At 65.3% G+C, this 25,093-nt stretch carries 24 protein-coding genes; 9 read left to right on the top strand and 15 right to left on the bottom strand.

The window, feature by feature from the left end; genetic code table 11:
- Positions 1-56: 56 nt before the first annotated feature.
- Entirely contained in the window at positions 57-1,175 is a 1,119-nt protein-coding gene (pstS, locus tag ACKAE7_RS05625; protein ID WP_188810045.1) for a phosphate ABC transporter substrate-binding protein PstS, read from the bottom strand.
- A 264-nt stretch (positions 1,176-1,439) separates the two neighbouring features.
- On the opposite strand from pstS, the gene ACKAE7_RS05630 reads away from it, so the two are divergent.
- The gene (locus tag ACKAE7_RS05630; RefSeq protein ID WP_104185655.1) at positions 1,440-2,567 is read left to right on the top strand and encodes an aromatic acid exporter family protein; all 1,128 of its coding nucleotides are present in this window, start codon (positions 1,440-1,442) and stop codon (positions 2,565-2,567) included.
- On the opposite strand, the gene ACKAE7_RS05635 is transcribed toward ACKAE7_RS05630, so the two are convergent.
- The 9 genes from ACKAE7_RS05635 to ACKAE7_RS05675 all read right to left on the bottom strand — a co-directional run bounded on the left by ACKAE7_RS05635 (position 2,564) and on the right by ACKAE7_RS05675 (position 14,039).
- Complete coding sequence (locus ACKAE7_RS05635) at positions 2,564-3,619, bottom strand: Gfo/Idh/MocA family protein (protein ID WP_188810036.1); 1,056 nt, start codon at positions 3,617-3,619, stop codon at positions 2,564-2,566. The genes ACKAE7_RS05630 and ACKAE7_RS05635 overlap by 4 nt on opposite strands.
- Positions 3,619-4,635 carry a LacI family DNA-binding transcriptional regulator gene (locus ACKAE7_RS05640; protein WP_104185657.1) on the bottom strand — a complete coding sequence of 339 codons (1,017 nt, stop codon included), beginning with the start codon at positions 4,633-4,635 and terminating at the stop codon, positions 3,619-3,621. The genes ACKAE7_RS05635 and ACKAE7_RS05640 overlap by 1 nt, the downstream gene beginning before the upstream one ends.
- Before the next feature lie 47 nt (positions 4,636-4,682).
- A complete protein-coding gene (locus tag ACKAE7_RS05645) occupies positions 4,683-6,125 on the bottom strand; it encodes a GH1 family beta-glucosidase (protein WP_408978665.1) in 1,443 nt (480 codons plus the stop codon).
- The gene (locus ACKAE7_RS05650) at positions 6,125-7,045 is read right to left on the bottom strand and encodes a carbohydrate ABC transporter permease (protein ID WP_408978666.1); all 921 of its coding nucleotides are present in this window, start codon (positions 7,043-7,045) and stop codon (positions 6,125-6,127) included. The genes ACKAE7_RS05645 and ACKAE7_RS05650 overlap by 1 nt, the downstream gene beginning before the upstream one ends.
- Positions 7,042-8,058: a carbohydrate ABC transporter permease gene (locus ACKAE7_RS05655; protein ID WP_408978667.1), complete on the bottom strand. Its 1,017-nt coding sequence runs from the start codon at positions 8,056-8,058 to the stop codon at positions 7,042-7,044. The genes ACKAE7_RS05650 and ACKAE7_RS05655 overlap by 4 nt, the downstream gene beginning before the upstream one ends.
- Positions 8,059-8,116: 58 nt before the next feature.
- The gene (locus ACKAE7_RS05660; RefSeq protein WP_188810408.1) at positions 8,117-9,382 is read right to left on the bottom strand and encodes an ABC transporter substrate-binding protein; all 1,266 of its coding nucleotides are present in this window, start codon (positions 9,380-9,382) and stop codon (positions 8,117-8,119) included.
- Between the two features lie 192 nt (positions 9,383-9,574).
- Positions 9,575-10,441: a PRD domain-containing protein gene (locus ACKAE7_RS05665; RefSeq protein ID WP_408978668.1), complete on the bottom strand. Its 867-nt coding sequence runs from the start codon at positions 10,439-10,441 to the stop codon at positions 9,575-9,577.
- A gap of 151 nt (positions 10,442-10,592) precedes the next feature.
- Positions 10,593-12,005: a glycoside hydrolase family 1 protein gene (locus tag ACKAE7_RS05670; RefSeq protein ID WP_188810027.1), complete on the bottom strand. Its 1,413-nt coding sequence runs from the start codon at positions 12,003-12,005 to the stop codon at positions 10,593-10,595.
- 90 nt (positions 12,006-12,095) lie between these two features.
- Entirely contained in the window at positions 12,096-14,039 is a 1,944-nt protein-coding gene (locus tag ACKAE7_RS05675; RefSeq protein WP_408978669.1) for a beta-glucoside-specific PTS transporter subunit IIABC, read from the bottom strand.
- Positions 14,040-14,234: 195 nt separating this feature from the next.
- Between ACKAE7_RS05675 and radA the strand changes: the two genes are divergently transcribed.
- Positions 14,235-15,608 carry a DNA repair protein RadA gene (radA, locus tag ACKAE7_RS05680; RefSeq protein ID WP_104185665.1) on the top strand — a complete coding sequence of 458 codons (1,374 nt, stop codon included), beginning with the start codon at positions 14,235-14,237 and terminating at the stop codon, positions 15,606-15,608.
- A gap of 70 nt (positions 15,609-15,678) precedes the next feature.
- On the opposite strand, the gene ACKAE7_RS05685 is transcribed toward radA, so the two are convergent.
- On the bottom strand, positions 15,679-15,951 hold the full coding sequence (locus ACKAE7_RS05685; protein WP_188810023.1) for a hypothetical protein: 273 nt from the start codon (positions 15,949-15,951) through the stop codon (positions 15,679-15,681).
- Between the two features lie 118 nt (positions 15,952-16,069).
- Between ACKAE7_RS05685 and ACKAE7_RS05690 the strand changes: the two genes are divergently transcribed.
- A complete protein-coding gene (locus ACKAE7_RS05690; RefSeq protein ID WP_408978670.1) occupies positions 16,070-16,543 on the top strand; it encodes an NUDIX domain-containing protein in 474 nt (157 codons plus the stop codon).
- 105 nt (positions 16,544-16,648) lie between these two features.
- On the opposite strand, the gene ACKAE7_RS05695 is transcribed toward ACKAE7_RS05690, so the two are convergent.
- Together ACKAE7_RS05695 and ACKAE7_RS05700 are read right to left on the bottom strand one after the other, a co-directional pair.
- A complete protein-coding gene (locus tag ACKAE7_RS05695; RefSeq protein WP_408978671.1) occupies positions 16,649-17,893 on the bottom strand; it encodes a beta-ketoacyl-[acyl-carrier-protein] synthase family protein in 1,245 nt (414 codons plus the stop codon).
- Between the two features lie 5 nt (positions 17,894-17,898).
- Positions 17,899-19,512, bottom strand: a complete 1,614-nt coding sequence (locus ACKAE7_RS05700) for a peptide chain release factor 3 (protein WP_174178318.1) — start codon at positions 19,510-19,512, stop codon at positions 17,899-17,901.
- Between the two features lie 257 nt (positions 19,513-19,769).
- On the opposite strand from ACKAE7_RS05700, the gene ACKAE7_RS05705 reads away from it, so the two are divergent.
- The 3 genes from ACKAE7_RS05705 (at position 19,770) to disA (ending at position 21,914) form a co-directional block, all read left to right on the top strand.
- Positions 19,770-19,976 carry a hypothetical protein gene (locus ACKAE7_RS05705; RefSeq protein ID WP_188810020.1) on the top strand — a complete coding sequence of 69 codons (207 nt, stop codon included), beginning with the start codon at positions 19,770-19,772 and terminating at the stop codon, positions 19,974-19,976.
- 95 nt (positions 19,977-20,071) lie between these two features.
- Entirely contained in the window at positions 20,072-20,578 is a 507-nt protein-coding gene (locus tag ACKAE7_RS05710; RefSeq protein ID WP_188810018.1) for a 2'-5' RNA ligase family protein, read from the top strand.
- Between the two features lie 259 nt (positions 20,579-20,837).
- The gene (gene disA, locus ACKAE7_RS05715) at positions 20,838-21,914 is read left to right on the top strand and encodes a DNA integrity scanning diadenylate cyclase DisA (RefSeq protein WP_066280172.1); all 1,077 of its coding nucleotides are present in this window, start codon (positions 20,838-20,840) and stop codon (positions 21,912-21,914) included.
- Between the two features lie 65 nt (positions 21,915-21,979).
- Here disA and ACKAE7_RS05720 read toward each other — a convergent pair whose 3' ends face one another.
- Complete coding sequence (locus ACKAE7_RS05720; RefSeq protein WP_408978672.1) at positions 21,980-22,654, bottom strand: hypothetical protein; 675 nt, start codon at positions 22,652-22,654, stop codon at positions 21,980-21,982.
- Positions 22,655-22,960: 306 nt separating this feature from the next.
- Between ACKAE7_RS05720 and ACKAE7_RS05725 the strand changes: the two genes are divergently transcribed.
- The 3 genes from ACKAE7_RS05725 (at position 22,961) to ACKAE7_RS05735 (ending at position 24,885) form a co-directional block, all read left to right on the top strand.
- Positions 22,961-23,779 carry an A/G-specific adenine glycosylase gene (locus ACKAE7_RS05725; RefSeq protein WP_408978673.1) on the top strand — a complete coding sequence of 273 codons (819 nt, stop codon included), beginning with the start codon at positions 22,961-22,963 and terminating at the stop codon, positions 23,777-23,779.
- A gap of 60 nt (positions 23,780-23,839) precedes the next feature.
- On the top strand, positions 23,840-24,271 hold the full coding sequence (locus ACKAE7_RS05730) for a DUF3592 domain-containing protein (protein WP_408978674.1): 432 nt from the start codon (positions 23,840-23,842) through the stop codon (positions 24,269-24,271).
- Between the two features lie 125 nt (positions 24,272-24,396).
- Positions 24,397-24,885 carry a hypothetical protein gene (locus ACKAE7_RS05735; protein WP_188810012.1) on the top strand — a complete coding sequence of 163 codons (489 nt, stop codon included), beginning with the start codon at positions 24,397-24,399 and terminating at the stop codon, positions 24,883-24,885.
- 29 nt (positions 24,886-24,914) lie between these two features.
- On the opposite strand, the gene ACKAE7_RS05740 is transcribed toward ACKAE7_RS05735, so the two are convergent.
- Positions 24,915-25,091, bottom strand: a complete 177-nt coding sequence (locus tag ACKAE7_RS05740) for a hypothetical protein (RefSeq protein WP_181038064.1) — start codon at positions 25,089-25,091, stop codon at positions 24,915-24,917.
- Positions 25,092-25,093: the final 2 nt, after the last annotated feature.

Genomic DNA, 25,093 nt, shown 5'->3' on the forward strand with positions numbered 1-25,093 from the left:
CCGAAGTTCCCCGCACTGCCTCTCGGCAGGCGGGGAACCCGGGTTCGGTGCGGTACTTAGGACTTGACCTTGATGGACTCGATGGCCTTGGTTGCCTTCTCTGCCAGGTCAGAGGACAGCGGAGCAGACTTTGCCGAATCTGCGGCGGCCTGCTGGCCTTCCTCGGAGACTACATAGGTTTCGAAGGCCTTGACCAGGTCAACGGTTTCCTGGCTTTCGTAGGTTGAGCACACGACGTGGAAGGAGACCAGGACGATCGGGTACGCGCCCTCAGAGGTGGTCTTGCGGTCCAGCTTGATGGACAGGTCGTTGGCGGAGCGTCCTTCAACCGGCGTGCCCGCATCCACTGCCTTGGCTGCGGCTTCTGCCGAAATCTCGGTGAAGCTTTCGCCCACCTTGATCTGTGCAACGCCGAGGGTTCCGCTGACCGCAGAGTCGTCCGCGTAGGTGATTGCGCCGGGGGTGTCAGTGACGGTCTTGACCACACCGGACGTGCCCTTGGCGTTCTCGCCCTGCAGGGATGCAGGCCATACACCGGATGCCTTGTCAGTCCAGGCCTCGGGTGCAGCAGCAGCCAGGTAGTCGGTGAAGTTGGTGGTGGTGCCGGAATCGTCGGAGCGGCTCACGGGGGTGACCTTGAGGTCCGGAAGGCTGACACCTTCGTTGAGCGCAGCGATGGCGGGGTCGTTCCAATTGGCAATCTCGCCGCGGAAGATCTTGGCCACGGTGGCCGCATCCAGCTTCAGCTCGGTGATGCCGGGCAGGTTGAACGCGATGGCGATCGGTGAGATGTAGACCGGGATATTGAGGGCGCCATCAGGCCCGCACGTCTCCTGGGACTGCGCGTATTCCTCGTCCTTCAGGTAGGCGTCGGAACCGCCGAACTGTGCGGAACCATCCAGCAGCGCCTTGCGGCCTGCGCCGGAGCCATCCGGTGAATACTGCACGGTGGCGCCGGAGTTTGCGGCGGCAAACTCGGTCTTCCAGGCGTCCATGGCCGCGCCCTGCGCGGAGGAGCCGATGCCCGTCAGCGTGCCGGTGACATTGGAACCTGAAGTCTGGGTGCCTGCCGGAGCGGTGCCCGTGGCGTTGTCTGAACCGCAGGACGTAAGCGCGAGTGCGCCGACTGCAAGAACAGCGATAGCCGCGTGGCGGCCGAAGCGGAGTGCCTTCACTAGATGTACCCCTTCCAGGGATATTCAGGTGCGCTGCAGGACGGAGAACCCTGCTGCGCGATGCGTAGGTTTTGTACCTTCAACGAAGTTAAGCCCCGCAGGTAACGGGATGGGCGGACCAAAGTGAACGGAGGATTAACGACGGCGGGATATTGGCTGACAAATGCCCGGTCACCATTGCGCAGATCACATGTCCGGCCGTAGTGCAGCGGCGCCAGAGAGGGCGCCAAGGGAAAAGTGCCTGCCAGCAATAGACTGGACGGCATGGCTCCCGCAGCAGGACTTTCAGCAGGCAGGCGGTTCCTGCGCGGCCGCTTCCGCACCGGCATGATCCGGAGCCGTAACTCGCTGGTTCCGGCCATCCAGATGACGGTCTGTGCCGTGGGCGCGTACGCCTTCGCTGAATATGTCCTGGGCCACTCCGGCCCCCTCTTCGCGGCTACATCATCGCTGATCGCGCTTGGTTTCTCCCGGGAACCCCGCCTGCGGCGGGTACTGGAGGTGGGCCTGGGCTGCACCATCGGCATCGCGGTGGGCGACCTGCTCCTGCACTGGCTGGGCGCCGGAATCTGGCAGGCCGCCGTCGTCCTTTTGTTTTCCATCCTGCTCGCCAGGTTCCTGGACAGCGGGAACATCTTCACCACCCAACTGGCCCTTCAGTCGCTGCTGGTGGTGCTGCTGCCCGCACCGTCGGGTGGTCCGTTTACCAGGAGCATCGATGCCGTAGTGGGCGGACTCTTCGCCCTGCTGGTGACCATCCTGGCCCCCAAGGACCCCCGCCGTGAACCCCGCAAGGACGTCCAGAAGCTGCTGCATGAGCTGGCCGAGGTGCTGCGCGAGTGCGCCGGCGCACTCGTCAACAGCGACTCCACCCAGGCGTGGCATGCCCTCATCCGGGGCAGGAACTGCCAGCCGCTGGTGGACGGGATGCGCCAGTCCCTGCGGGCTTCGGGAGAGGTGGCCACCCTGGCGCCCGCCTACAGGAGGCACCGGTACGAGCTGGACCGGCTCAAACAGTCGCTCGACTTCATTGACCTGGCGCTGCGGAACAGCCGGGTGTTCGCCCGCCGCCTGACCAGCGCCATCAACCACGCGGCGTTGTCGGACGAGGCAACAGAAAACATCGCGGAGGTGCTGCAGGAGACCGCTGCCGCCATTGATGAGCTTTCGCTGGGGCTGGCAGAAACGCACGACGGCGTCCGCCGCGCCCACCTGCGGAGCGCCCGCCAGGACCTGAGCGAGATCGCCCTGCGCCTGCATCCCAAGCTGCTGGAGGTGCAGCGGCTTGAGGGCGAGACGGTGGTGATGCTGTACCGGCCGCTGATGGTGGACCTGCTGGAGGCCACGGGGATGGATGCCCGCGAAGCCCGGGACGTGCTGCCCGCGCTCTAGGTGCTGGCCTCCCGCACATCGTTCGCATAGCGCAGGCCCAACTGTTCCCGGGCCTGGTCCAGCAGCTCCATCACCTGCACGGTTTCGGTCCAAGGCATCAGCGGGCTTTCCTGCAGGCCGGCGCGGATGCAGCGGGCTGTTTCGCGCAGTTCGTGGATGAAGCCCTCGGCTTCTTCGTGGAAGTCCTCCACCTCGATCCTGCCGTCCAGTCCGCAGATCTCCAGCGTGCGCGGGTTATAGAGCGGGGACCCGGTCCGTATCCAGCCTCCTGTTCCACTGATGGTTGCCATGCCGGGACCGGCAGCCCGGAGCGAGGAAGTGAGCTGGGCTGCAGCCCCCTCCGGGTACTCGAGTGTGAGGGTGTTTTGGACATCTACGCCGTCCTGGTTCAGGTGGCCTTGGGCCGTGAGCCTTTGGGGGAAGCCAAGTGCCGCAACTGCCCAGGTCAACGGGTAGACCGCGAGGTCCAGGAGTGCACCGCCGCCAGCCGCAGGGTCCCATAGCCTGTCCGCAGGATCATAGGCTGCGGGAAAGCCCAGATCAGCCTGGACCCAGCGCACCGTTCCAATGGTGCCGCCGCGGATCAGCTCCAGGGCACGGCGGGTTGCGGGCAGGAAGCGCGTCCAGACGGCCTCCATCAGGAACAGGTTGCGCTCCCCTGCCAGCTGGACCAGTTCCCGGGCTTCGCTGGCGTTGATCGTGAAGGGCTTCTCGCAGAGGACGTGTTTTCCGGCTTCCAGCGCGGCACGGACAACCTCGAAGTGCTGCGCATGGGGCGTGGCAACATACACCACGTCCACGCCGGGATCGGCAAAGAGCTGCTGGTACCCGGATCCGGAGGGACCGTCATGGTAGCTGGCCGCGAAGCCGTGTTCTTCCGCGAATGCCCGGGCTGAGCCCTGGCTGCGCGAACTCACTGCCTGGAGTTGGGCATCTTCAAGGCGGGCGAGGTCACGGGTGACCTTATGCGCGATCCGCCCTGTGGCCACAATGCCCCAGCGGAGGGTCCGGCCACTCTGCGGCGCCTGCCCGCCCGGGTTGGTGTACTCCATCAGACGGACTCCCGGATCACGAGTGACGTAGGAATCTGCGTGACGCGTGCTGTGTCTTTCCCCTCGATGAGGTCCACCAGGATTTCTGCCATCTTCTTGCCCATCTCGATAATCGGGTGGTGCACCGTGGTCAGCTGGGGATTGACTGAAGTGGCGAACGAATCGTCATCGAAGCCAACCACGGCCACATCCTCGGGTATGCGCAGCCCCCGTTCCTGCAGCACTGTGTAGGCACCGGCGGCCATCTGGTCGTTGGCTACGAACACACCGTCAACCGGCTTCCCGCTGCCGAGGAGGCGGCGCATCGCCTTGGCCCCGGAGGCCAGGGTGAAGTCACCGTACTCAACCCGGGAATCATCCAGCCCGGCCTCCGCCATGGCCGCCCTCCACCCGTTGACGCGGTCGATGCCCGGCGGCATGTCCTGGGGGCCGGCGATGGTGGCGATATTGGTTCGCCCGCTCTCAATCAGCACCCGGGTGGCTCCTGCCGCCGCAGCCTCGTTGTCCACATCCACGTAGTAGCTGGCGCTTTCGCCCAGTGGCCTGCCCGCGAACACCATGGGGATGTAATCGCTGAGGTGGGTCCAGGACCGGTCCCCTGCGTGGTGGGACACCACCAGGGCACCGGCCACGTTCCCGCCAAGCAGGAAGGCCCTGGTTTTCTCCGGCTTGGCTTCGGAGGCGATGACCATGTTCAGGGTGTAATCCGTGTCCGCCAGGTACAGCGCCACGCCCTGGACCACTGATGCGAAGAACGGGTCCGCGAAGACCTTGGAGGTGGACTCGGGCACAATGAGCGTCACGGAGTTGGGGCGCCTGCTTGCCAGCGAACGGGCAGCCCGGTTGGGTGTGTAGTTGACGGCGAGAATCGCCTGGCGCACCTTGGCGGCGATGTCCTCATCCACGCTCGGCACGTCATTGACCACGCGGGACACGGTGGCACGGGAGACGCCGGCCAGCGCGGCCACCATTTCCAGGGTGGGCGTCGGCCGGCTTCCGCTGGTGTCTTGCTTCACAATGTTCGCTCCGTGGTCTGGCTGGCACAGGTGCCGGGAATTTCAGTTTAGGCGGGCAGTGCCGGAGCGAGGCGGGAAGTGCTCCGCTGTGCCGCTGCTATCAGCCCGGCATAGGCCTTGCCGCTGTCCTTGACGGTGCGTTCCAGCGTGCCGTAATCGACGCGGACAATCCCGAAGCGCTTTCCATAGCCCCAGGACCATTCGAAGTTGTCCAGGAGGGACCAGACAAAGTAGCCGCGGACGTCGGCGCCCTGGTCTATTGCTTCACCCACTGAAGCCACATGGTCCAGGATGAACCGGGTACGTTCCACATCGTGCACGGCACCGTCGGGGCTGACAGTGTCCTCGTACGCGGCTCCGTTTTCGGTGATGTACAGCGGCGGCAGCGACGGGTATTCCTCCCCCAGCCGGACCAGTAGCTTGCGGAGCCCGTCCGGATTCACTTCCCAGCCCATCGCCGTCCGTGGCAGGCCGCGGCTGGGAAAGGCGATGTCTTCCGAGCCGATCCAGGGTGAGGCGGAGGCCCGCTCTGCACCACCGGAGTGGCCGTCGCTTCCGGCGTCGTCAGCGTGTCCGCTGATGAGGTCGTCGTGGTAGTGGTTCACGCCCAGGAACTCCAGGGGCGCGCTGATGAGCTCCAGGTCGCCTGGAAGAATCACGTCCGGCAGGCCGAACGGGCCGAGGTCCCGCAGTGAGTCTTCCGGGTAGGCCCCCCGCAGGATGGGATCGAGGAAGATCCGGTTCTGCAACGAGTCGAAACGGCGGGCGGCGTCGAGGTCCACAGGGTCCTGGCTGTCCCGCGGAATCGAATTGCTCAGGTTCAGGGTGATGCCCAGGTGCTGGGCGCCGCGTTCCCGCAGCGCATTCACTGCCAGCCCGTGGGCCAGGTGCTGGTGGTGCACGGCGGCGATAGCCGCCGCGGGCTCCTGCCGGCCGGGGGCGTGCACGCCGGAGCCGTAGCCTAGGAGCGACGAACAGAACGGCTCATTGAAGGTGGTCCAGTGCTGGACCCGGTCCCCCAGCGCCGAGTACACGTCATTGGCGTACTCCGCGAACCTGTAGGCGGTGTCGCGGTTGGCCCAGCCGCCTTTTTCCTCCAGGGCCTGCGGCAGGTCCCAGTGGTAGAGGGTGAGCCAGGGCAGGATGCCGGCTTCAAGGAGCTCATCCACCAGCCTGGAGTAGAAGTCCAGGCCCTCACGGTTGACGGCCCTGTCCCCGGGACGCACCCGCGCCCAACTGGTGGAAAAGCGGTACGAGTCCAGCCCCAGCTCTTTCATCAGCCGGACGTCCTGTGGCATTCGGTGGTAGTGGTCCACGGCCTGGTCAAGGTTCTCGCCGTTGGCTATTGCCCCTGGAATCCGCGCAAAGTGGTCCCAGATGGAGTCTTCCTTGCCGCCCTCGCGGCCGGCGCCCTCTATCTGGGCCGCCGCCGTCGCTGATCCCCAGATAAAGCCCTCGGGCCACTGCCGCTGGTACGTCGGGTGCTGCATTAGCCCTTCACTGCTCCTTGCATAATTCCTGAGATGAGTTGTTTGCCCGCGAGTGCGAAAAGCACCAAAAGCGGCAGGGTTGCCAGCACCGCTCCTGCGAGGACCACGGAGTAGTCCACGTAGCGGGCTGACTGCAGCTGGCTCAGCGCCGTCTGCAGCGTGGGGTTGCCGGCGTCGAGCACCAGCAGCGGCCACAGGAAATCCGTCCAGGCCGTCATGAACGTGAACAGCCCCAGGATGGCCATGGCAGGCCGTGCTGCCGGCATGGCTACATGCCAGAAGGTGGAAATCATGCTCGCCCCGTCCATCCGTGCGGATTCGATGAGCTCATCCGGGATGACGTCCACCAGGTATTGCCGCATAAAGAAGACGCCGAACGCGGTTACCAGCGTGGGCACCACCACAGCTCCGATTTCGCCGGTCCAGCCCAAGGTTCTCATCACCATGAAGAGCGGGATGATGCCAAGCTGCGTTGGGATGGCCATGGTGGCCACCACCATCAGCATGAGCCCGTTGCGGCCTTTGAAGCGCAGTTTCGCAAAGGCGTAGCCGGCCAGTGTGGAAAAGCCAACCACGGACAGGGTGATGATGCATGAGATCAGGACACTGTTGCCCAGGGCGAGCCAGAACGGAATTGTGTCAAAGACCTCGCCCACGTTGGTCCAGAAGTTCCCTCCGGGCAGCAGGGGCGGCCAGGTTTCGCCGAGGGCCTCGTTGGAACGGCTGCCAATGACGGCGGACCACCACAGTGGGTAGGCCGAGGACACCAGGAAGGCGAGGAGCAATCCGTAGGTCAGGAACCCGGGTTTTTCGCCGGAGCCTAAAAAGCGCTTGCGGAGGGGCGCGGGGCGGCCGGAAGGCTTCTTTTCTGTAGGCAAGACGCCGGTGGCCGCATGGGGCGACCCTTCGATGGTGCTCATCGCGTAGTCCTTTCAGCGCGTTTGCGTGCTCTCCTTGTTGACCGGGAGGGCTTTGCGGCATCGGCGGTGGCGATGCGACGTGAGATCAGGTAATTGATGACACCGAACAGCACGATGATCAGGAAGAGGAGCCAGGCGATGGTGGACGCCTTGCCGAAGTTCTGGCGCTGGAAGGCCATTTCCCAGAGGTACAGCACGGTGGTCTGGAACTGCCGCTGGGAGCCGCCTGCGGTTGCGGGATCGAACAGCCGGGGTTCGGTGAAGATCTGCAGGCCGCCGATGGTGGAGGTAATGACAACAAACACCATGGTGGGCCTGATGCTCGGCAGGGTGATGCTGAAGAAGCGGCGGAGGGCTCCGGCGCCGTCCAGCGCCGCGGACTCGTACAGGTCGCGGGGAACGGCCTGCATTGCGGCCAGCAGGATGAGGGCGTTATAGCCGGTCCAGCGCCAGTTCACCATGGTGGCAATGGCAATGTGGCTGGGCAGGGTATCGTTCTTCCACATGACCGGATCCAGGCCAAAATTTCCCAGGACGTTGTTGATGAGGCCGTACTGTTCACCGAACATGTTGGTGAAGATCATGGCCACCGCCACCGGGGTGACGATGTAGGGCAGGAGCACGCTCATCCGCCAGAAGGTTTTGGCGCGGAGGTTCTGGTCCAGCACGGCTGCCAGGAAAAGCGCCACGGCAAGCTGCGGGATGGCGGACAGCAGGAAGATGCTGACCGTGTTGAACAGGGAGTTCCAGAAGAAGCGGTCCTGAAGGACTTCCGTGAAGTTTTGCAGGCCAACGAAGTCGCCCTGGCCTTTGAGAAGGTGCCAGTCGAAGAGGCTGACCACGAAGGTGTAGACCAGCGGGAATAGCCCCACGAGTGCGAAGAGGATAAAGAACGGTGCGATGTAGAGGTAGGGCGATGCTTTGACGTCGAAGACGTTGAGCCTCTGCTTGAAGGTGGGTTTGGGTTTGATGGCCGCCACGGGTTTGGCGGGGCGGTTCAGGGTGGTTGTCATTGGGCTTTAGCCCTCCATCGGGGGGCCTCCCTTCCGGGAGGCCCCACAGCGGGTGTTGCTAGTTGTTTACGACCAGGTCGTTGAGGAGGGTCAGCGCTTCGGACCAGGCCTTGTCAGCGTCGGCCGTTCCGGCGTCGAGCATTTTGAGCGCCGGACCAAACACGTTTTCCTGGATCACGGAATCATCCGGTCCCTTGAACTGGGCCACCACACCCTTGGCGCGGTTGGCAAGGATGACGCCGGTGGGGGCGTCGTTGAACACCACGTTCGGAGTGGCATCGGCCACCAGCTTCTCCTGCGCTTTGAGCGTGCTGGGGAAGTTGTTCGCGGCAGCCGACTGCTTGACCTGCTGCTCGGGAGCGGTCAGCCAGGCTGCCAGCTTTGCGGCTTCGGCAGGGTGCTCTGACGTCGTGGGTACTGACAGGAAAGCTCCGCCCCAGTTGGAGGCTCCACCCGGAAATACGTCGGCGAAGTCCCAGCCGCTCTCCGTGCCGCCGCCCGCAGATTCCAGCTGGCCCTTGATGGTGCCGAGCATCCAGCCGGGGCAGACGAAAGTGGCGAAGGAGCCGTCAACGAATGCCTTGCCGTTACCCCAGTCCCACTGGGTCTGGTTGGCGGACAGACCGGCCGCCGTGCCGGCCGCAAGCATTTCGAATTTGTCCTTCATCTCGGGGTTGCCTTCGATGTTCAGCTCCCCGTCCTTGGTGTAGTAGCCCTCTTCCATCTGGTTCACCATGGAGTTCCAGACGAAGCCGGACTGGTCATACCAGGCCTTGCCGGTGGCTGCCTTGTACTGCTCCCCGAGCTTGAAGTAGGTTTCCCAGGTGGCGTCCCCGCCACCAAAGAGCTCGGCCACCGATTCGCGGTCGCTGGGCATTCCCGCAGCTTCGAAGAGCTTGCCGTTGTAGCAGAGCCCCTGCGGACCGATGTCGGTTCCGTAGCCGATGACGCGGCCGTCCGGATCCGTGCCCTGCTTGAACTTCCAGTCCACCCAGTTGTCCTTGATGTCAGCTGCACCGTGCTCGTTGAGGTCCACGAACTGGTCCGATACTTCCATGATTGAACCCAGCCAGCCCTCCTCGATGGCCACGACATCGCTGAGCCCGGATCCTGCGGCCAGCTTGGTGAAGGCGTCAGTTCGGGCATTGGACCCGCGGTCAATATTGGTGGCCTTGACCTTGACGCCGGGATTGGCTTCCTCGTATTCGGCGTAGAGATCGTCGTAGCCGAAGGTCCCGAAAGTGGTGACCGTGAGCTCTACAGGATTGTCAGCGCTTGCTGCTTGTTCCGAACTGCTGCTGCAGCCTGTGGCCATCAGGGCCATGGCTGCCACGCCCGCGATAGCGGTCGCTGTGTGTCGGCGTACGAATTTCAACGTCACTCCTTTGTGGGAACTTCCGGCGCTGAGAGAGCGCTCTCTGGCAAGTTCCTCAACTGTAGGCGTGGCGCGGATCACTGTCAAGAGAGCGCTCTCTCATAGTTCATGATCATCTCGCCGCCGCTGGGACGGCGCTGGTCAGGAAGGAGTTTCTGCGTTCTGGCTCAGCCGCAGGTCATCGGCCATGCGGGCGACGTGCAGGGTGAGGTAGGTGACTTCGTCGTCGGTGAGGGGCTGGCCGAGCCGGAGTTCCAGGACGGCCTGAAGTTTCAGTGCGGTGCCGAATGCCTCCGGGTACGCCTCCCGGATGGCGGACCCCAGCTCTGTTGCCCCCTCGGCCAGCTGCCGTCCGGTATGGGCGCGGACGAAAAAGTACCGCAAATGGGTGATGAAGCGTGCGGCGTTGACGGTCTCCCGATCGAAGGAGCGGCCGTAGGCCTGTTCCAGGACTTCGAACAGCTGCGCGAAGACGCCGGTCATCTGGTAGGTGTAGGAGAGGTCGCCGCTGGCGAAGCCCGCGTTGACCAGGTGCAGTGCAACGGCTACAGCCTCGTCGCGGGGCAGGGCTTCCTCGAGCCGGGCGTTGACGAAGTCCACGATCTGCTGTGCCATGTGCAGCTCGTCCGGGTAGAGGTGGGCCACCTCGGCCCGCAGCGGGTACTCGATGTTCAGGCCCTGCCGCAGGCGTTTAATGGCGAAGCTCAGGTGGTCCGCCAGGGCCACCACGGTGGTGGAGTTCAGCGGCCCGCGCAGTCCGCCGCGGGCAATGTCCAGCGCCTGGTCTGCCAGTGCGAGGTGTTCGGGCGGGATGGCCGCCACCAGCGCGCCGAAGTTGTCAGCGTTGCGGCCGTCCTCGGGGACGAAGACGCGGACCACCTTTGCCTCATCCACCTGCTGGCCGGGCTTTGCCTGGAACCCCAGGCCGCGGCCGGTGAGGATGACCTCTCCCCTGTCCGCGGCCCGGGCGAGGACGACGTTGTTGTTGAATACGCGCAGGACCTCCACGCCGTCCTCCTTTCATCGTTGAAGCGGGATACCCCCGGAGAGGGAGTTTTTGTCCAGATATGCCGGGTTCAAGGCCTTTCTACCCTGCATATCTGGACAAAAACTCTCCTGGCTCTTGCTGTCCGGGTGGTGTTTGTCGTTCCGGGTGGCGTTAGTCTGTCAGGCTGGCACCGTTGGTGGCGATGACTTCCTTGTACCAACCGTAGGACTTCTTGGGGTAGCGCTCCATGGAGCCCGTGCCGTCGTCGTTCCTGTCCACGTAGATGAAGCCGTAACGCTTGCTCATCTGGGCGGTGGAGGCACTGACCAGGTCGATGCAGCCCCAGGAGGTGTAACCCATCAGCTGGACGCCATCTGCAACCGCCTCCCGGGCCTGCACCAGGTGGTCGTTGAGGTAGCCGATGCGGTAATCGTCAACGACGGTCTTTTCGCCGTCGACCTCCACCAGCTTGTCCACCGCGCCCAGCCCGTTCTCCACGATGAAGAGCGGTTTCTGCCAGCGGTCCCAGTAATCATTGAGTGCCACGCGCAGCCCCTGGGGGTCGATCTGCCAGCCCCACTCGGACGCCTTGAGGGTGGGGTTGGGAACTCCGCCCATGATGTTGCCGGGCCCCTTGGTCTTCTTGGCGGGATCGGCAGTCTCGCAGATGCTCATGTAGTAGCTGAAGGACACGAAATCCACGGTGTTTTTCAGATCTTCGCGGTCCTGGGCGGTGATCTCCAGCTCGATCCCGTTGTCCCTGAAGTACCGCAGCAGGTAACCGGGGTACTCGCCGCGGCAGTGGATGTCACCGAACGCGTAGCTGTCCTGGGCAGTGAGCATGGCCGCCACCACGTCCGAGGGGTCCGGCGTGAGCGGGTAGGTGGGCAGCGCAAGGATCATGCAGCCCACCTGCGCGCCGGGCATCAGCTCTCGGGCCAGTTTCGAGGCCCGCGCGGAGGCCACCAGCTCGTGGTGGATCGCCTGGTAGAGGTCCTGCTTGGTGAGCTGGTCCTTGGGGGTGGGAATTCCGCCGGACATAAACGGCTCGTGGATCACGGAGTTGATCTCATTGAATGTGAGCCAGTACTTCACCCGGCCCCCGAAGTGCTCGAACAGGGCGCTGCAGTAGCGCTCATAGAAGCCGATCAGCTCCCTGTTAGTCCAGCCGTTGTACTTCCTGGCCAGGTGCAGCGGAGTCTCGTAGTGGCTGATGGTCACCAGCGGCTCGATGCCGTGCTTCTCAAGTTCATCCAGGACACGGGAGTAGAAGGCCAGGCCTTCGGCGCTGGGGGTCTCTTCGTCGCCCAGCGGGAAGATCCGGCTCCAGGCGATGGAGAACCGGAACACTTTGAACCCCATGTCCGCGAAAAGGGCGATGTCCTCCGCATAGCGGTGGTAGAAATCAATCGCCACCTGCTTGAGGTTCTCCGGAGTCGGCCCCTCCGTGGGAATCTCCGTGATGCCCTTGGGCATCACATCCTGGATGGACAGGCCTTTGCCGCCCTCGTTGTAGGCGCCTTCGATCTGGTTGGCGGCAGTTGCTCCGCCCCAGAGGAATCCTTCGGGGAAAGTGGTGGTCACAGTTGATCATTCCTTTGTCAGTGGGTCTGGAAAATGCCAGCGGGACTGGGGGCGGGTGCCAGGGTTTGGCGGCACCGGATATGTGAAGGCTTAGACGCGGACAGTGATGGCAGTGTCCCCGTGGGCGAGCGTGCCGCCGGCCACCGGTTCCACGCTGCCAAGCTGGGCGGTGTTGGTGACCATCACCAGGGTGGTGGTGTCGTAACCGGCTTCGGTCACCACATCCAGGTCGACGACGGCGAGCAGGTCTCCCGCGCGGACCTGCTCGCCCCGCGTGACAGCGGCTTCAAAGCCGCGCCCCTGCAGCTGGACAGTGTCGATGCCGATGTGGACCAGGACCTCAACGCCGTCCTCGGACTTGATGCCGAACGCGTGGCCGGTCTTCATGGCGGCCTTGATGGTTCCGGTGATGGGTGAGTAGATGTGCCCGTCCGCCGGGATGATGCCCAGGCCCTTGCCCATGGCACCGGATGCGAACACCTTGTCCTGGACATCAGCCAAAGCAACCGCGCTGCCCGCAACCGGGGCAACAATGTCAACGATGCCGGCCACCGTGGTGGCCGCGGTACCTGCTGCTGTGGCGGGGACGGCCGACGAAGCGGGCACGGCCAAAGCTGCCGCCGGCGCAACGGAAACTGCCTCGGGAACCGAGGTGCCGGCGTCGGCCCCTGCAGCTGCCGCCTCCTCACGCGGGCCGAAGATAAAGGTCAGGGTGAAGGCGATAACCACGGCAACTGCCGTTCCGATCAGCTGAAGGGCAAAGCTGCCAACCGACGCGTATGCGGGCAAAGCCAAGAGCGATGCGAAGACAAACGACGTGGCACCGCTGCCGCCGGCAGCGGCTATCGCCCCGCCAACAACGCCGCCCGCGATACCGAAGTAGAACGGTTTCTTCAGCGGAAGGTTGACGCCGTAGATGGCAGGCTCGGTGATGCCGGCAAGGAATCCGGACAGGGCTGCGGGGCCGGCCACAGTGCGGCGCGCCTTGTTCCGGGTGCGGAACAAGACTGCGAGGGTCGCCGCAGCCTGGCTGAGGACTGCAGCCACCAGCGGACCCATCAGCAGGGAATAACCCTGCCTGGAAAGCTCGTTGAGCATGCCCGGAACCAGGCCCCAGTGCAAGCCGAAGAGGACGAAGACCTGCCAGAAGCCGCCCATGACGGCACCGGCCAGCCACGGAGCGAACGTGAAGGCCGCATTGATGCCAGCGGACAGGCCCTGCGAGGCGAAGGTTGTGACTGGCCCCACAGTCATCAGGACCAGTGGCACCATGACCAGGAGCGTCAGCAGCGGCGTGGTGAAGTTCCGGATCGCCGAAGGCAGCACGCGCGTCAGGAAGCGCTCCACGTAGCCCTGCAGCCAGACGGCCACGATGATGGGCAGGACCGAGCTGGTGTAGTTCATCATCACCACCGGGATGCCGGCAAAGTTGACGGGTTCGGCCTGCGCCGCGAGGGCCACGATGCTCGGGTACACCAGGGCACCGCCGATGGCCATGGAGGTGAACTGGTTCGTCCTGAACCGTTTCGCGGCGGTGACTGCGAGGAAAACGGGCAGGAAGTAGAAGATGGCGTCCGCGGTGGCCGCCAGGATCACGTTCGTCTGCGACGCCGGATCAAGCCAGCCGAACTGCGTGGCCATGCTCAGGAATGCCTTGAGCAGGCCGGCTGCGGCCAGCGGCCAGATGACCGGCGAGAAGATCGAGGAGATCAGGTCTATGAAGCGGTTGAAGAGGTTGCCGTGTGCAACGGGTTCATCGCTTCCCGCGTCGTCATCGGTGAGCTTGGTGATCTTGCCGAGCTCGGCGTAGACCGTGGGAACGTTGTTGCCGATGACAACCTGGAACTGTCCGCCGGCCTTCATCACCGTGATCACGCCGGGAAGTTTTTCGATTGCGGCCTGGTCCGCCTTGCTGTCGTCGCGCAGCTTGAGCCGGAGCCTGGTTGCGCAGTGGGTGGCGCTGGCGATGTTCCTTTCACCGCCCACCCCCTGGAGGATGTCTCCGGCCAGCGACCGGTAGTCCACAGTTGCCATGTCAGACCTCTCTGTCTATTTTTGGGCACAAAAAAAGACCCGAGACGCACAGAGTGTGCTTCTCAGGTCTTGCCCCATTCACGGGTAACAATCCTGTAGGCGAAATTGCCTTCGAGGTTCGACTATACAGATGGCATGGATCACAGGCAAGTGCTTTGCCGGTGATTGTCAGTGCCCGCCACTAGGGTGGAATTCATGGCAACAAAAACTTCCCGGGCCTCCAAGGCGCCCGCCTACAAATGTGCTGAGTGCGGCTGGACCACGGTCAAATGGGTGGGCCGGTGCGGCGAGTGCCAGGCGTGGGGCACCGTTGAGGAGACCGGCGCCGCTGTTGCGCGTACGACGGCGGCCACTACGGTCCTGGAGCCGGCCCGCCGGATTGCCGAGGTGGACGCCACCACGGCCGCCTTCCTGCCCACGGGCGTTGATGAGCTGGACCGGGTGCTGGGCGGCGGCCTGGTTCCGGGCGCCGTGATCCTGCTGGCCGGTGAACCCGGGGTGGGCAAGTCCACCCTGCTGCTGGACGTTGCGGCGAAGTTCGCCCGGACCGCACAGGACGTGCTGTACGTGACCGGGGAGGAATCCGCGGCCCAGGTGAAGCTCCGCGCCGAGCGAATCGACGCCGTGGCCGAATCGCTCTACCTCTCCGCGGAAACGGACCTGGGCCAGGCGCTGGGGCAAGTGGAGAAGATTGAGCCGCGGCTGCTGATCGTGGACTCGGTGCAGACCCTCAGCAGCGCCGACGTTGATGGCAGCGCCGGCGGCGTTTCGCAGGTCCGCGAAGTGGCAGCGTCCATTATCGCTGCGGCCAAGCGGCGGAACATGACCACCCTCCTAGTGGGCCACGTGACCAAGGACGGCTCCATTGCCGGGCCGCGGCTGCTGGAGCACCTGGTGGACGTAGTATGCCAGTTCGAGGGCGAGCGGCATTCGCGGCTCCGGCTGCTCCGTGCCGTCAAGAACCGCTACGGGCCCACGGACGATGTCGGCTGCTTCGACCTGAACGAGGACGGCATCCAGGGCCTGGCTGATCCCAGCGGGCTCTTTGTCAGCCGCACCAAGGAACCCGTGTCCGGCACCTGCATCACGGTCACCATGGAGGGCCGGCGCCCTCTGCTGGCCGAGGTGCAGTCCCTGCTGGCGGAGAGCCCCAATTCCCAGCCGAGGCGTGCCACCAGCGGCCTGGACTCCTCGCGGGTTTCCATGCTGCTGGCCGTCCTGCAGCAGCGCGCGGGCACGTTGCTGCACAAGGATGATTCGTATGTGGCCACCGTGGGCGGCGTGAAGCTCAGCGAGCCGGCAACGGACCTGGCCGTGGCCCTTGCAGTGGCCTCAGCAAAGGCTCGCAAGCCGCTCCCCATCCGGCTCATCGCTTTTGGCGAGGTGGGCTTGGCCGGCGAGGTCCGGCCGGTGCCCGGCATCAACCAGCGCATCCAGGAGGCACACCGCCTAGGATTTACCCACGCTGTGGTACCGGCCAGCCATGCGGGCCCTGGGCCCATCCCCGCCGGGTTTTCCGTGCGGGAAGTGGAGCATCTTACCGAGGCTTTGAGCCTGCTGATTGGCTAGCCGTTGCCGGCCGCTGGCGGCTGTTACTGACAGCTGTGCGCCGTGGATGTCCGTGCCTGTGATGCCGGCGTCAGCTGTTGTGGCGCGGCAGCGAGTCGGGGTCTTCACGCCGGGAGTTGAGCAGCCAGCCGGACACATCACTGCGGAGCACCAGCAGCGGTCCGCCGTTGCTGTTCACGTTGCCGGTGGGCACGTAATAGCCGCGGCCGGAGCCGGGACCGCCGGCCGCCCGGTCCAGGGCGTCAACCAGGTACCGCGGCAGGTGGCCCTGTGGACCAAGGCTGTGAAGCTCATCAAGTTCTTCCGGCGTCAGACGTCCCAACACCTCGGCAATACTGGCCATGACGGGTCCCTTCGAGCAGAGTGCCTGAAGGAATAACCTAAAGCAGCACCGTGAACTGCGGGTTAACGTTGGACGGCAACTTCCGTCTGTTTTCAAACATCCACCCACCGGAGGAAAGATGCCCGTTCTAAGCGCCGGAATCCTGCTGTACCAGAGGGTGGATCCAGGCAGCTTCGAGGTGTGGATAGCCCACATGGGCGGCCCGTTCTGGGCCCGCAAGGACGCCCATAGCTGGTCCATCCCCAAGGGTGAATACGGGGAGGACGAGGATCCCCTGGCCGCGGCGCTGCGCGAGTTCGCCGAGGAAATGGGGACTCCGGCTCCGGCTGCGGACTACCGGCTGCTCGGGAAGTTCAGGCAGCCCTCCGGCAAGGTCATCACCGTCTTCGCCGCGGAGCAGGACTTCCAGCCGGAACGGATCGTCAGCAACACGTTTCCGCTGGAGTGGCCCAAAGGTTCAGGCCGGATCCAGGACTACCCGGAAGTCGACGACGCCCGCTGGTTCCCCGAACCGGAAGCCCGGCTCAAGCTGGTGAAGGGGCAACTGCCGGTTCTCGATGCGCTGGCTGAGCAGGTCCGCGCTGACCCCTAGCAGGGTGGCACCCACTACTGGTCCTTGCACCAGCGAGCGCCCGGGTACGTTGTCCAGATGCGGGTGCGTTGTACGTCGCGACGGGTGACCGCCCGGGAGCAGGGGTCAGGCGCCGGTGATCACCAGGGCAACACTGTGCCCGCCAAAGCCGAAGGCGTTCACCAGCCCGGCCGGACGGTAGCCCGGCTGGAGGCGGTGGGCGTCTTCGGTAACAACGTTGAGGTCCACCTCGGGGTCCAGCTCCTGGACGTTCAGGGTCCCGGGCAGCAGGCCGGTCCGCAGCGCCTCGACAACCACCACGGCGGCCAGGGAGCCGGCGCCGCCGAGGAGGTGGCCGGTGTGGCCCTTGGTGGACGTGACCGGCACATCCGCACCAAAGATCGCGTTGATGGCCTGGCCTTCAAGCTTGTCCCCCACCGGCGTGGAGGTGGCGTGGGCGTGGATAAAGCCGATGTCTTCCGCAGCCAGGCCCGCGGATTCGAGGGCCTTCTGCATGACCCGCCGCTGCATGGCGGGATCGGCTGCCACGATGTCGTTGGCGTCGGACGTCACCGCTCCGCCGGCAACGGCCCCCAGCACCCCGGCACCGCGGGCGCGGGCGTGCTCTTCGCTCTCCAGCACCACCACGGCAGCGCCCTCGGCGAGGACAAAGCCGTCGCGGCCGCCGTCGAACGGACGTGATGCGCGCTGCGGGTCATCGTTACGGGTGGACAGCGCGCGGATCTGGGAGAAACCCGTGATCACGAGGTCGTTAACGGAGGCGTCAACGCCGCCGGCAATAACGACGTCGGCCGCTCCTGAGCGGATCATCTCGGCTCCCTGGACAATCGCCTCAGCCCCGGAGGCGCACGCGCTGACAGGCGTTCGGGCGCCGCCGCGGGCACCGAGGTCGATGGACACCCAGGCCGCCGGGCCGTTGACCATCAGCCGGGTCAACGTGTGCGGCGAGACCTTGCGGGGGCCCGAGGCTGCCAGGGTCCGGTCCTGCTCCAGCGTGGAACCCAGCCCGCCGTACGCTGATCCGATCACCACGGCGAAACGCTCCGGGTCCACGTCCGGGACGCCGGCCTGGGCCCATGCCTCCCGGGCAGCAATAAGCGCCAGCTGCCCGCACCGGTCCATCCGCTTCATCTCGCGGGTGCTCAGGTGCTCCGAGAGATCCGCAGTGACCTGCCCGGCGATCTTCACGGGCAGCTGCTCGGTCCAGGCATCCCCAAGCGCGGCGATGCCGGATTTCCCCGCGACCAGGCCGGCCCAGGTCTCGGAGACCGTGGAACCCACGGGATTAATGGTTCCGGAGCCGGTGATGATGGCGCGGGGCTGAACTGCGCTGTTGGGGCCTGCGTTCACGGTTCCTACTTTGCGGGGTTGTGGGTGCCGATGGGCACGAGGGTGAGGTCCGGGTGGTTCTTTTCAATGCGGCGCAGGGCCCAGACGTCGTTGAACAGGGCGAGGTACTCGCCGTCGGACCGCAAAAGCACCTCGGCGCCGATGACGTTGGCGAGTGCCGGCATGGCGTCCGCCGTCGAGATCCTGGCGAGGGAGTAGGGCAGGCGTTCCAGCCGCATGGGGGCGCTGAAGTCATGCGCCATGCGGTCCTCCACCACCTCGAACTGCATGGGCCCGACGGCGGCAAGCACCGGCGCCTGGTCGCCGCGGACGTCGGAGCGGAGCACCTGGATGACGCCCTCGTGTTCGAGCTGTTCGATGCCCCGGCGGAACTGCTTGAACTTGCTGGGGTCCTTGGAGCGGGCCACCTGGAAGTGCTCGGGGGCGAACAGTGGGATGGCGGGGTATTCCACCGGCCCTTCGAGGAAGAGGCTGTCCCCCACTCGAAGAGAGGACGCGTTGACCAGGCCCACGACGTCGCCGGGGTAGGCCTCGTCAATTACTTCGCGTTCCCGGCCGAACACCTGCTGCGCGTACTTGGTGGCGAAGGATTTACCGGTGCGGGTCTGCGTGACCACCATGCCGCGCTCGAAGACGCCGGAACACACCCGGATGAAGGCCACATGGTCGCGGTGGGCCTTGTTCATGCCGGCCTGCACCTTGAACACGAAGCCGGAGAACGGCGATTCCACCGGACGCGGGTTGCCGTCCACGTCCGGGCGCGGGGCTGCAGGCGGAGCGAAATCCACCAGTGCGTCCAACAGTTCCTTGACGCCGAAGTTGAGCGCGGCGGAGCTGAACAGGATGGGGGTGGCCTTGCCTGCATGGAACGCCTCGACGTCGAACTCCAGGTTCGATTCGATCACCAGTCCGGCCTCGTCCACGGCGTCCGTCCAGTTGCTGCCCTGGCTCTCGGCTGCTTCCTCGGGCGTGAAGTACTCGGTGAGGGCGATCTGCGCGCCGGCGTTGTTGCGCTGGAACCGGGCGAAACGGTCGTTGCGGAGGTCCCAGACGCCGCGGAAGTCGCCGGAGATGCCCACGGCCCAGGTCAGGGGCATGGGCTGAAGGCCGGTGCGTTCGGTGATTTCGTCCATCAGGGCCAGCGCGTCCAGGCCGGGGCGGTCCCACTTGTTGATGACGGTGATGATGGGAAGGTTGCGCTGCTTGCAGACCTCGAACAGCTTCATGGTCTGCGTTTCCAGGCCCTTGGCCGCGTCCACGAGCATCACGGCGCAGTCGACGGCGGCCAGCACCCGGTAGGTGTCCTCGGAGAAATCGGCGTGGCCGGGCGTGTCCAGCAGGTTGATGACGGTGTCCCGGTAGGAGAACTGGAGCGCCGCGGAGCTGATGGAAATGCCGCGGTCCTTCTCCATCTGCATCCAGTCGGACACGGTTTCCTTGCGGTTGGCCTTGCCGCTGGAGGCACCGGCAGTGCCGATCACCTTGGCGTGCAAGGCGAGCGCTTCGGTCAGGGTGGACTTGCCTGCGTCAGGGTGCGAAATGACAGCAAAGGTCCTGCGGCGGCCCGCCTCTTTATGAATACCGGAGATCCGGGCGGGGGTCAGGACATCTTGGGACACGGTGCTACTTTCGCTGCGGTTGGGACTACCCGGGCGCTGCCTGTGAGGCACTGCGGCGTTGGGCCGGGGAAACGGGCTGGCAAACGGCCAAGTTCCAGTTTATCGCAGGGCGGCAAACCGGCGGCGGCGCCCGCTTAACACCCGCGAAACCGGGCGTTCAAGGCCGTGAAACGACCTCCCGTTAGCGTGTCCGCATGATGACCAAAGACAACCCGGCGCGGGACGGCTTCTGCCGGCGCATGGAAAGGACCTGAACCGTGCAGGGCATCTCCTTTTCCGGCAATCTCTTCTTCGATCCCCTGGCCACGGGCCTGGCCGCAGCCGGAGGCCGTGACCAGGCCCGTCCGGCAGCCGAGCCCCGCCGGGGAACCCAGACACCCGCAGAGCAGAAAGCGCTCAGGGCGGCGTCGCTGACGAAAGTCAGCAAGGACCTGGAACGGATGCTGCGGGAACGGATGCGCTGACCCGGCTCCCGCCGGGCGCAGCAGGGCCCGGCTGAGGTGCGGTGTGCTGACCCGGCTGACGCAGCCCCTCGCCCGCCGGGCGGCATGATGGGTGGATGCAAAGCATCGAGCTGACCTTCGGGGACTCCACTGATTCCGCCATCAGGGCTGACTGGGCGAGGCTCGCGGAAGCCGGAATCCCAAGCCTGGCAGGACATACCTCGCCCAGCAACAGTCCCCACATCACCCTTGCAGCCGGTGCGGACATGAATTTGCCGGACTACCTGCAAGACCCCTGGCAGCGGCTGCCGCTGGACATCAGCTTTTCGGGCGTCCATATTTTTCCCGCGCGGACGGGAATGTACGTCCTGGCCCGCTCCGTGGTGGTGACCCGCCAGCTCCTGGAACTGCACCGCCTCCTCCATGAGGGCATCTCCGGGGCCCTGCCGCTTACTCTGCCGGACGCCTGGACACCCCATGTCACCCTTGCCCGCCGCGTCCCCGCCCACCAGCTCGGGACGGCAATGGACCTGCTGGACCTGCGTTTGGCGGGCCGCTGCACGGAAGCCCGCCTCTGGGACAGCAACACCAGGACGCTGGCTTCGCTTTCGAACCCGTCCTAGGGCAGGCAGGTCAAACCGCCGTATCAGCCTGCCGGCAGGCGGACTGAAATGCCCGCCCTGCCATCCGTCGTCGGACGCGTTCCGGACCCCTGTTCCCGCACTCCCTAATGAGGCACTTTAGGGCTTAGCCGTGCGGAAGACGCTGTTTCTTGCCCCTATCATTGAGCTTGCGGGAAACAGAGCATTTTCTGGTCCTGCCGGCAACCTGCTGAAGCCGGCAATCCTGCGGGCGGCGGTCCGCACCTTTGAAGGGAACACTATGGCGCGGAGCCCCGAAGAATCACTCAGGGCTACCCTGGGCAGAGTGGCTCCCGGAACCCCGCTTCGTGACGGCCTGGAGCGGATCCTGCGGGGCCGCACCGGTGCGCTGATCGTCCTTGGCTCGGACCGGACCATCGACTCCATCTGCTCCGGCGGCTTCGACATCGGCATCGACTTCTCCCCCACCCGGCTCCGCGAACTCGCCAAGATGGACGGCGCCATTATCTGCGACAAGGACGCCGGCAACATCCTCCGCGCGGCCGTCCAGCTTGTCCCGGACTCCAGCATTGAAACCCAGGAGTCCGGCACCCGGCACCGCACCGCCGAGCGCGTTGCCATCCAGACCGGGGTGCCGGTCATTTCAGTCAGCCAGTCCATGCAGATCATCGCCCTGTACGTCAACGGCCTAAGGCACGTCCTGGAGGGCTCGGAAAAAGTCCTTGCCCGCGCCAACCAGGCCCTCGCAACGCTGGAGCGCTACCGCTCGCGCCTGGACCAGGTCACCAGTTCACTCTCGGCCCTGGAAATCGAGGCCATGGTAACCGTGCGGGACGTGGCTGTGACCCTGCAGCGGCAGGAAATGGTCCGCCGGATCTCCGAGGAAATAGCCCAGTACGTCCTGGAACTCGGTGAGGACGGCCGCCTCCTCTCCCTCCAGCTCGATGAGCTCACGGTTGGCCGGGGCCCCGGCAGCGACGTCATCATCCGCGATTACGGCGCTCCGGACGCCACCCCGGAGGACATCGAGAACGCCGTCAGCGCACTGGTCAGCCTTGGCCCCACGGAGCTGATCGACCTTGGAAAGATTTCCGGCATTGTCGGGTTCGCAGGCGGCGAGGCCAACCTCGATGCCGTGGTGCAGCCGCGCGGCTACCGACTGCTGTCCGGGCTGAAGGCAGTCCCCAAGGCAGTTGCGGACCGCCTGGTGGACCACTTTGGCGGGCTGCAGTTCCTGATGGCCGCCACCATCGATGACCTGATGACGGTTGACGGGATCGGAGACCAGCGCGCCCGCACTGTCCGTGAGGGCCTGAGCCGGATGGCGGAAGCAAGCCTGCTGGACCGCTTCCTCTAGCCCCATCGATTGCTCCGTAAACGCCGTTTTGGAGGCTGAAAACGGCGTTTACGGAGCAATCGATGCTAATTCAGCTGGAAGACAGCCTTGGGGCTGGCCTTGGACCCTAGCTTCGCCGTGAAAATGTAGTACGCACCGCCACCGCCCGGTTTGGCTTCGATGGGCTGGCAGCCCTCCACGCTCCGGGTGCGGGACCAAGGGAAGTTGGCGGTCTCGCTGGCTCCGGGCGCAAGGACCTTCACCAGGTCCTCGCTCTTGGCCTGGCAGTCCCGTGAGGAGAAGATCCGGTCCGCGCCGCTCGTCACCAGGAACTCCATCTGAGATGTTCCGATGTTGACTTCGCAGGGCATGGTGCCGCCGTTGGTCACCTTGAGCGTCAGCATGGGGTTTTCGCCAGGCCCATACGCCGCCTTGTCAGTGGACCCGGCAACGGTCACCAGGTTCTGGTTGCAGCCTGGGGTGGCTGACGGTGTGGGCGTCGGCGCAGGTTCAGACGGCGACGGTGAAGCCCCTGCCGTAGGTTCTGCAGATGCCGTGTTCGCCGTGGACGAGGCCTGCTCCGGCTTGCCGCTGAAGGCGCCGGCGACGGCGAAGCTGCTGACCAGCGCAATGATCAACAGGAGCGCCCCGCCAAGGAACAGCCGACGACGGCGGTAGACTGCCGCGCTCGGCTTGCGGACGGCAGTGGAACCGGATGCCGGTGCCCTGCCATGTGGTGATGATTCGCCTTGCCTGCCCATCCTCCTAGGCTAGAGAACCGGCCCGTTTCTGTTCACCCACCACGCCGCCGTGCCGCCGACGCTCTGGTCACATCCCGTTTCAGCCCTCCCAAACACATCCATTACAGTGTTGGCATCGACACTGAATCCTCCACCGCCGTTTCCCCGTGCCCTGCCGATCCTGCGGGTCCTGCATGGGCTGCCGGGACCGCAGCCGACCTTAACCGTCTGCACGAGCGAATCAACGGCTGGTTCAGCGATACCGCCCGCGACCTGCCCTGGCGCGAGCCCGCGTGTTCGCCCTGGGGCATCCTGGTCAGCGAGATCATGCTCCAGCAAACGCCCGTTGTCCGGGTGCTGCCGGTATGGCACGAATGGCTGAAGCGCTGGCCCACCCCCGCGGCCCTGGCTGGAGAACCCGCCGGGGAAGCAGTACGCGCCTGGGGCCGGCTGGGATATCCTCGCAGGGCACTGAGGCTGCACGCTGCTGCAGCAGCCATTACCCAGGACTATAACGGCAAGGTCCCGGACACGTACCCCGAACTGCTGGCGCTCCCCGGCGTGGGCGGCTATACGGCGGCCGCCGTGGCTTCCTTCGCCTACGGCCGGCGGGAGACCGTGGTGGACACCAATATCAGGCGGGTCCATGCCCGCCTGGTTTCCGGTACTGCGCTGCCGGCCCCTGCCCTCACCGCGGCGGAGATGCGGCTGGCCGCTTCTCTCCTTCCGGCCGACGACGGTTCTTCCGTGCGGTGGAACGCTGCGGTCATGGAGCTTGGGGCGCTCGTGTGCACTGCCCGGGCACCCAAGTGCGCCGCCTGTCCGGTCAGCGACCTCTGCGCCTGGCGCGCTGCAGGCGAGCCGCCGCCGTCGTACGTCCCCAAGGGGCAGGCGTGGCACGGCACGGACCGCCAAGTCCGGGGCGCCGTGGTAGCCGTGCTGCGGCAGGCCGACACTCCGGTGCCGCCGGACATGTTCTTCCGCGAGCCAGCGGACCTGGGTTTTGCACCGACGGGAATCGGCGTGCCGCTGGCCGCCCTGCACCGGCTCAACTCGGCGCCGGAACAGCTGGAGCGGGCGCTGGCGGGCCTGCTTGCCGACGGTTTGGCGGAGATGCACGACGGCGGCTACCGGCTTCCTGCGTGAGCACAAGAAAGTATGCTTTGACTGGCATACTTTTCTTGTAACGGGAACCAGGGGGAAGCCATGAAGATGATCCTGTACATCGTATGGCTGCTGTTCGTCGTCGCAGCGGTGTTCGCAGTGGTCCGGGCCGTCCGCACCACGAAGCGGGACGAGCAGCAGGCCGCATCATGGACCAGGGTGCAGGCCACCGTCACTGGCAGCGTGGCGGGTTGGACCAATGGCGGCGGCGGATCCAGCCGGAGCCGGCGCTTCTTTCCCATGTACCAGTTCACGGACCCGCAGGGAACATTGTTTGCCGGCGAATCAGAGGTCCCCTTCGCCAGCCAACCGGTGCCGGGCGCCCCAATCGAGGTGGCCTACAACCCCGCCAATCCCAACGAGTCGCGGCAGGTTTCCTCCAAGCCCCGGTCAACGCTGGGGTGCATCGTCCCCTTCTTCGCAGTTTTCGCCCTCGCTTCCCTGTGGTTCATCAGCATTTTCCCTGTGGACTGACGCGGGGACCTGCCTATTTTCATACCGGTCTCCGTTTGGCCGTCACAGCTGCCCCGGCCATAACAATGCGGGCATCAGTTGGGTTGGGCCCGGGACGCTCCGGCCACGTTGCCCTACGCTGAAGTATGCGCAGGCACGGGCTGCTTTTGGCTTTGATGACGACGGCGGGACTCGCCACGGCCTGCGGTCCCGGCCCCGGCGCGGTCCCCTGCCCTGCCATCGCCCAGGCCACCGCCGTCTCGGTCACGATCCCTGCCAGCTACGCCCAGCAGGTCGCCGGACTGCACCTGATGGCCTGCCAGGACGGCGAATGCACGGAGGACAGCGTGGACCTCCGGCCGGGAAGCTCGTCCATCGACCAGGGCTGCACCAACGGCGTCTGCTCAGCCACGGCATCTCCGAACGGCAGCAAGGACGCTGTGTTGATGCTGCAGGTGCTCACCGAATCCCCCATGACGGTCACGGCGTCAGGAACGGCGCCGGACGGGACGGCACTGCCCGTTCGCAGCGTCGAATTCCGCCCGCGGGGGGACTATCCGTTTGGCGAGCAGTGCGGCCGGTTCATCACCGCAGGGGTGGTACTCGACGCCGAAGGGCTGCGCCAGCAGGACTGACACGTTGATGCGGTTCAGGACAGTGTGGTTCAGAACAGCGCGGGCTGCCCGAAAGCGTCGCCGCCGGCGGTCGCGGGTGCAGCATCGTGTGCCGGAGTGCTGTGCCGCCATTCGAACCCAAGATCAGCCAGCAGCTCCTCCACGGACGTTTGACCTTCCAGTACTTCAATTTCTGCGGGGCTGTCTTCGAGCTGGGGCCGTTCCATGG

It is taken from the genome of Pseudarthrobacter sp. NKDBFgelt (genome assembly GCF_046097905.1).
Lineage (GTDB): Bacteria > Actinomycetota > Actinomycetes > Actinomycetales > Micrococcaceae > Arthrobacter > Arthrobacter polychromogenes.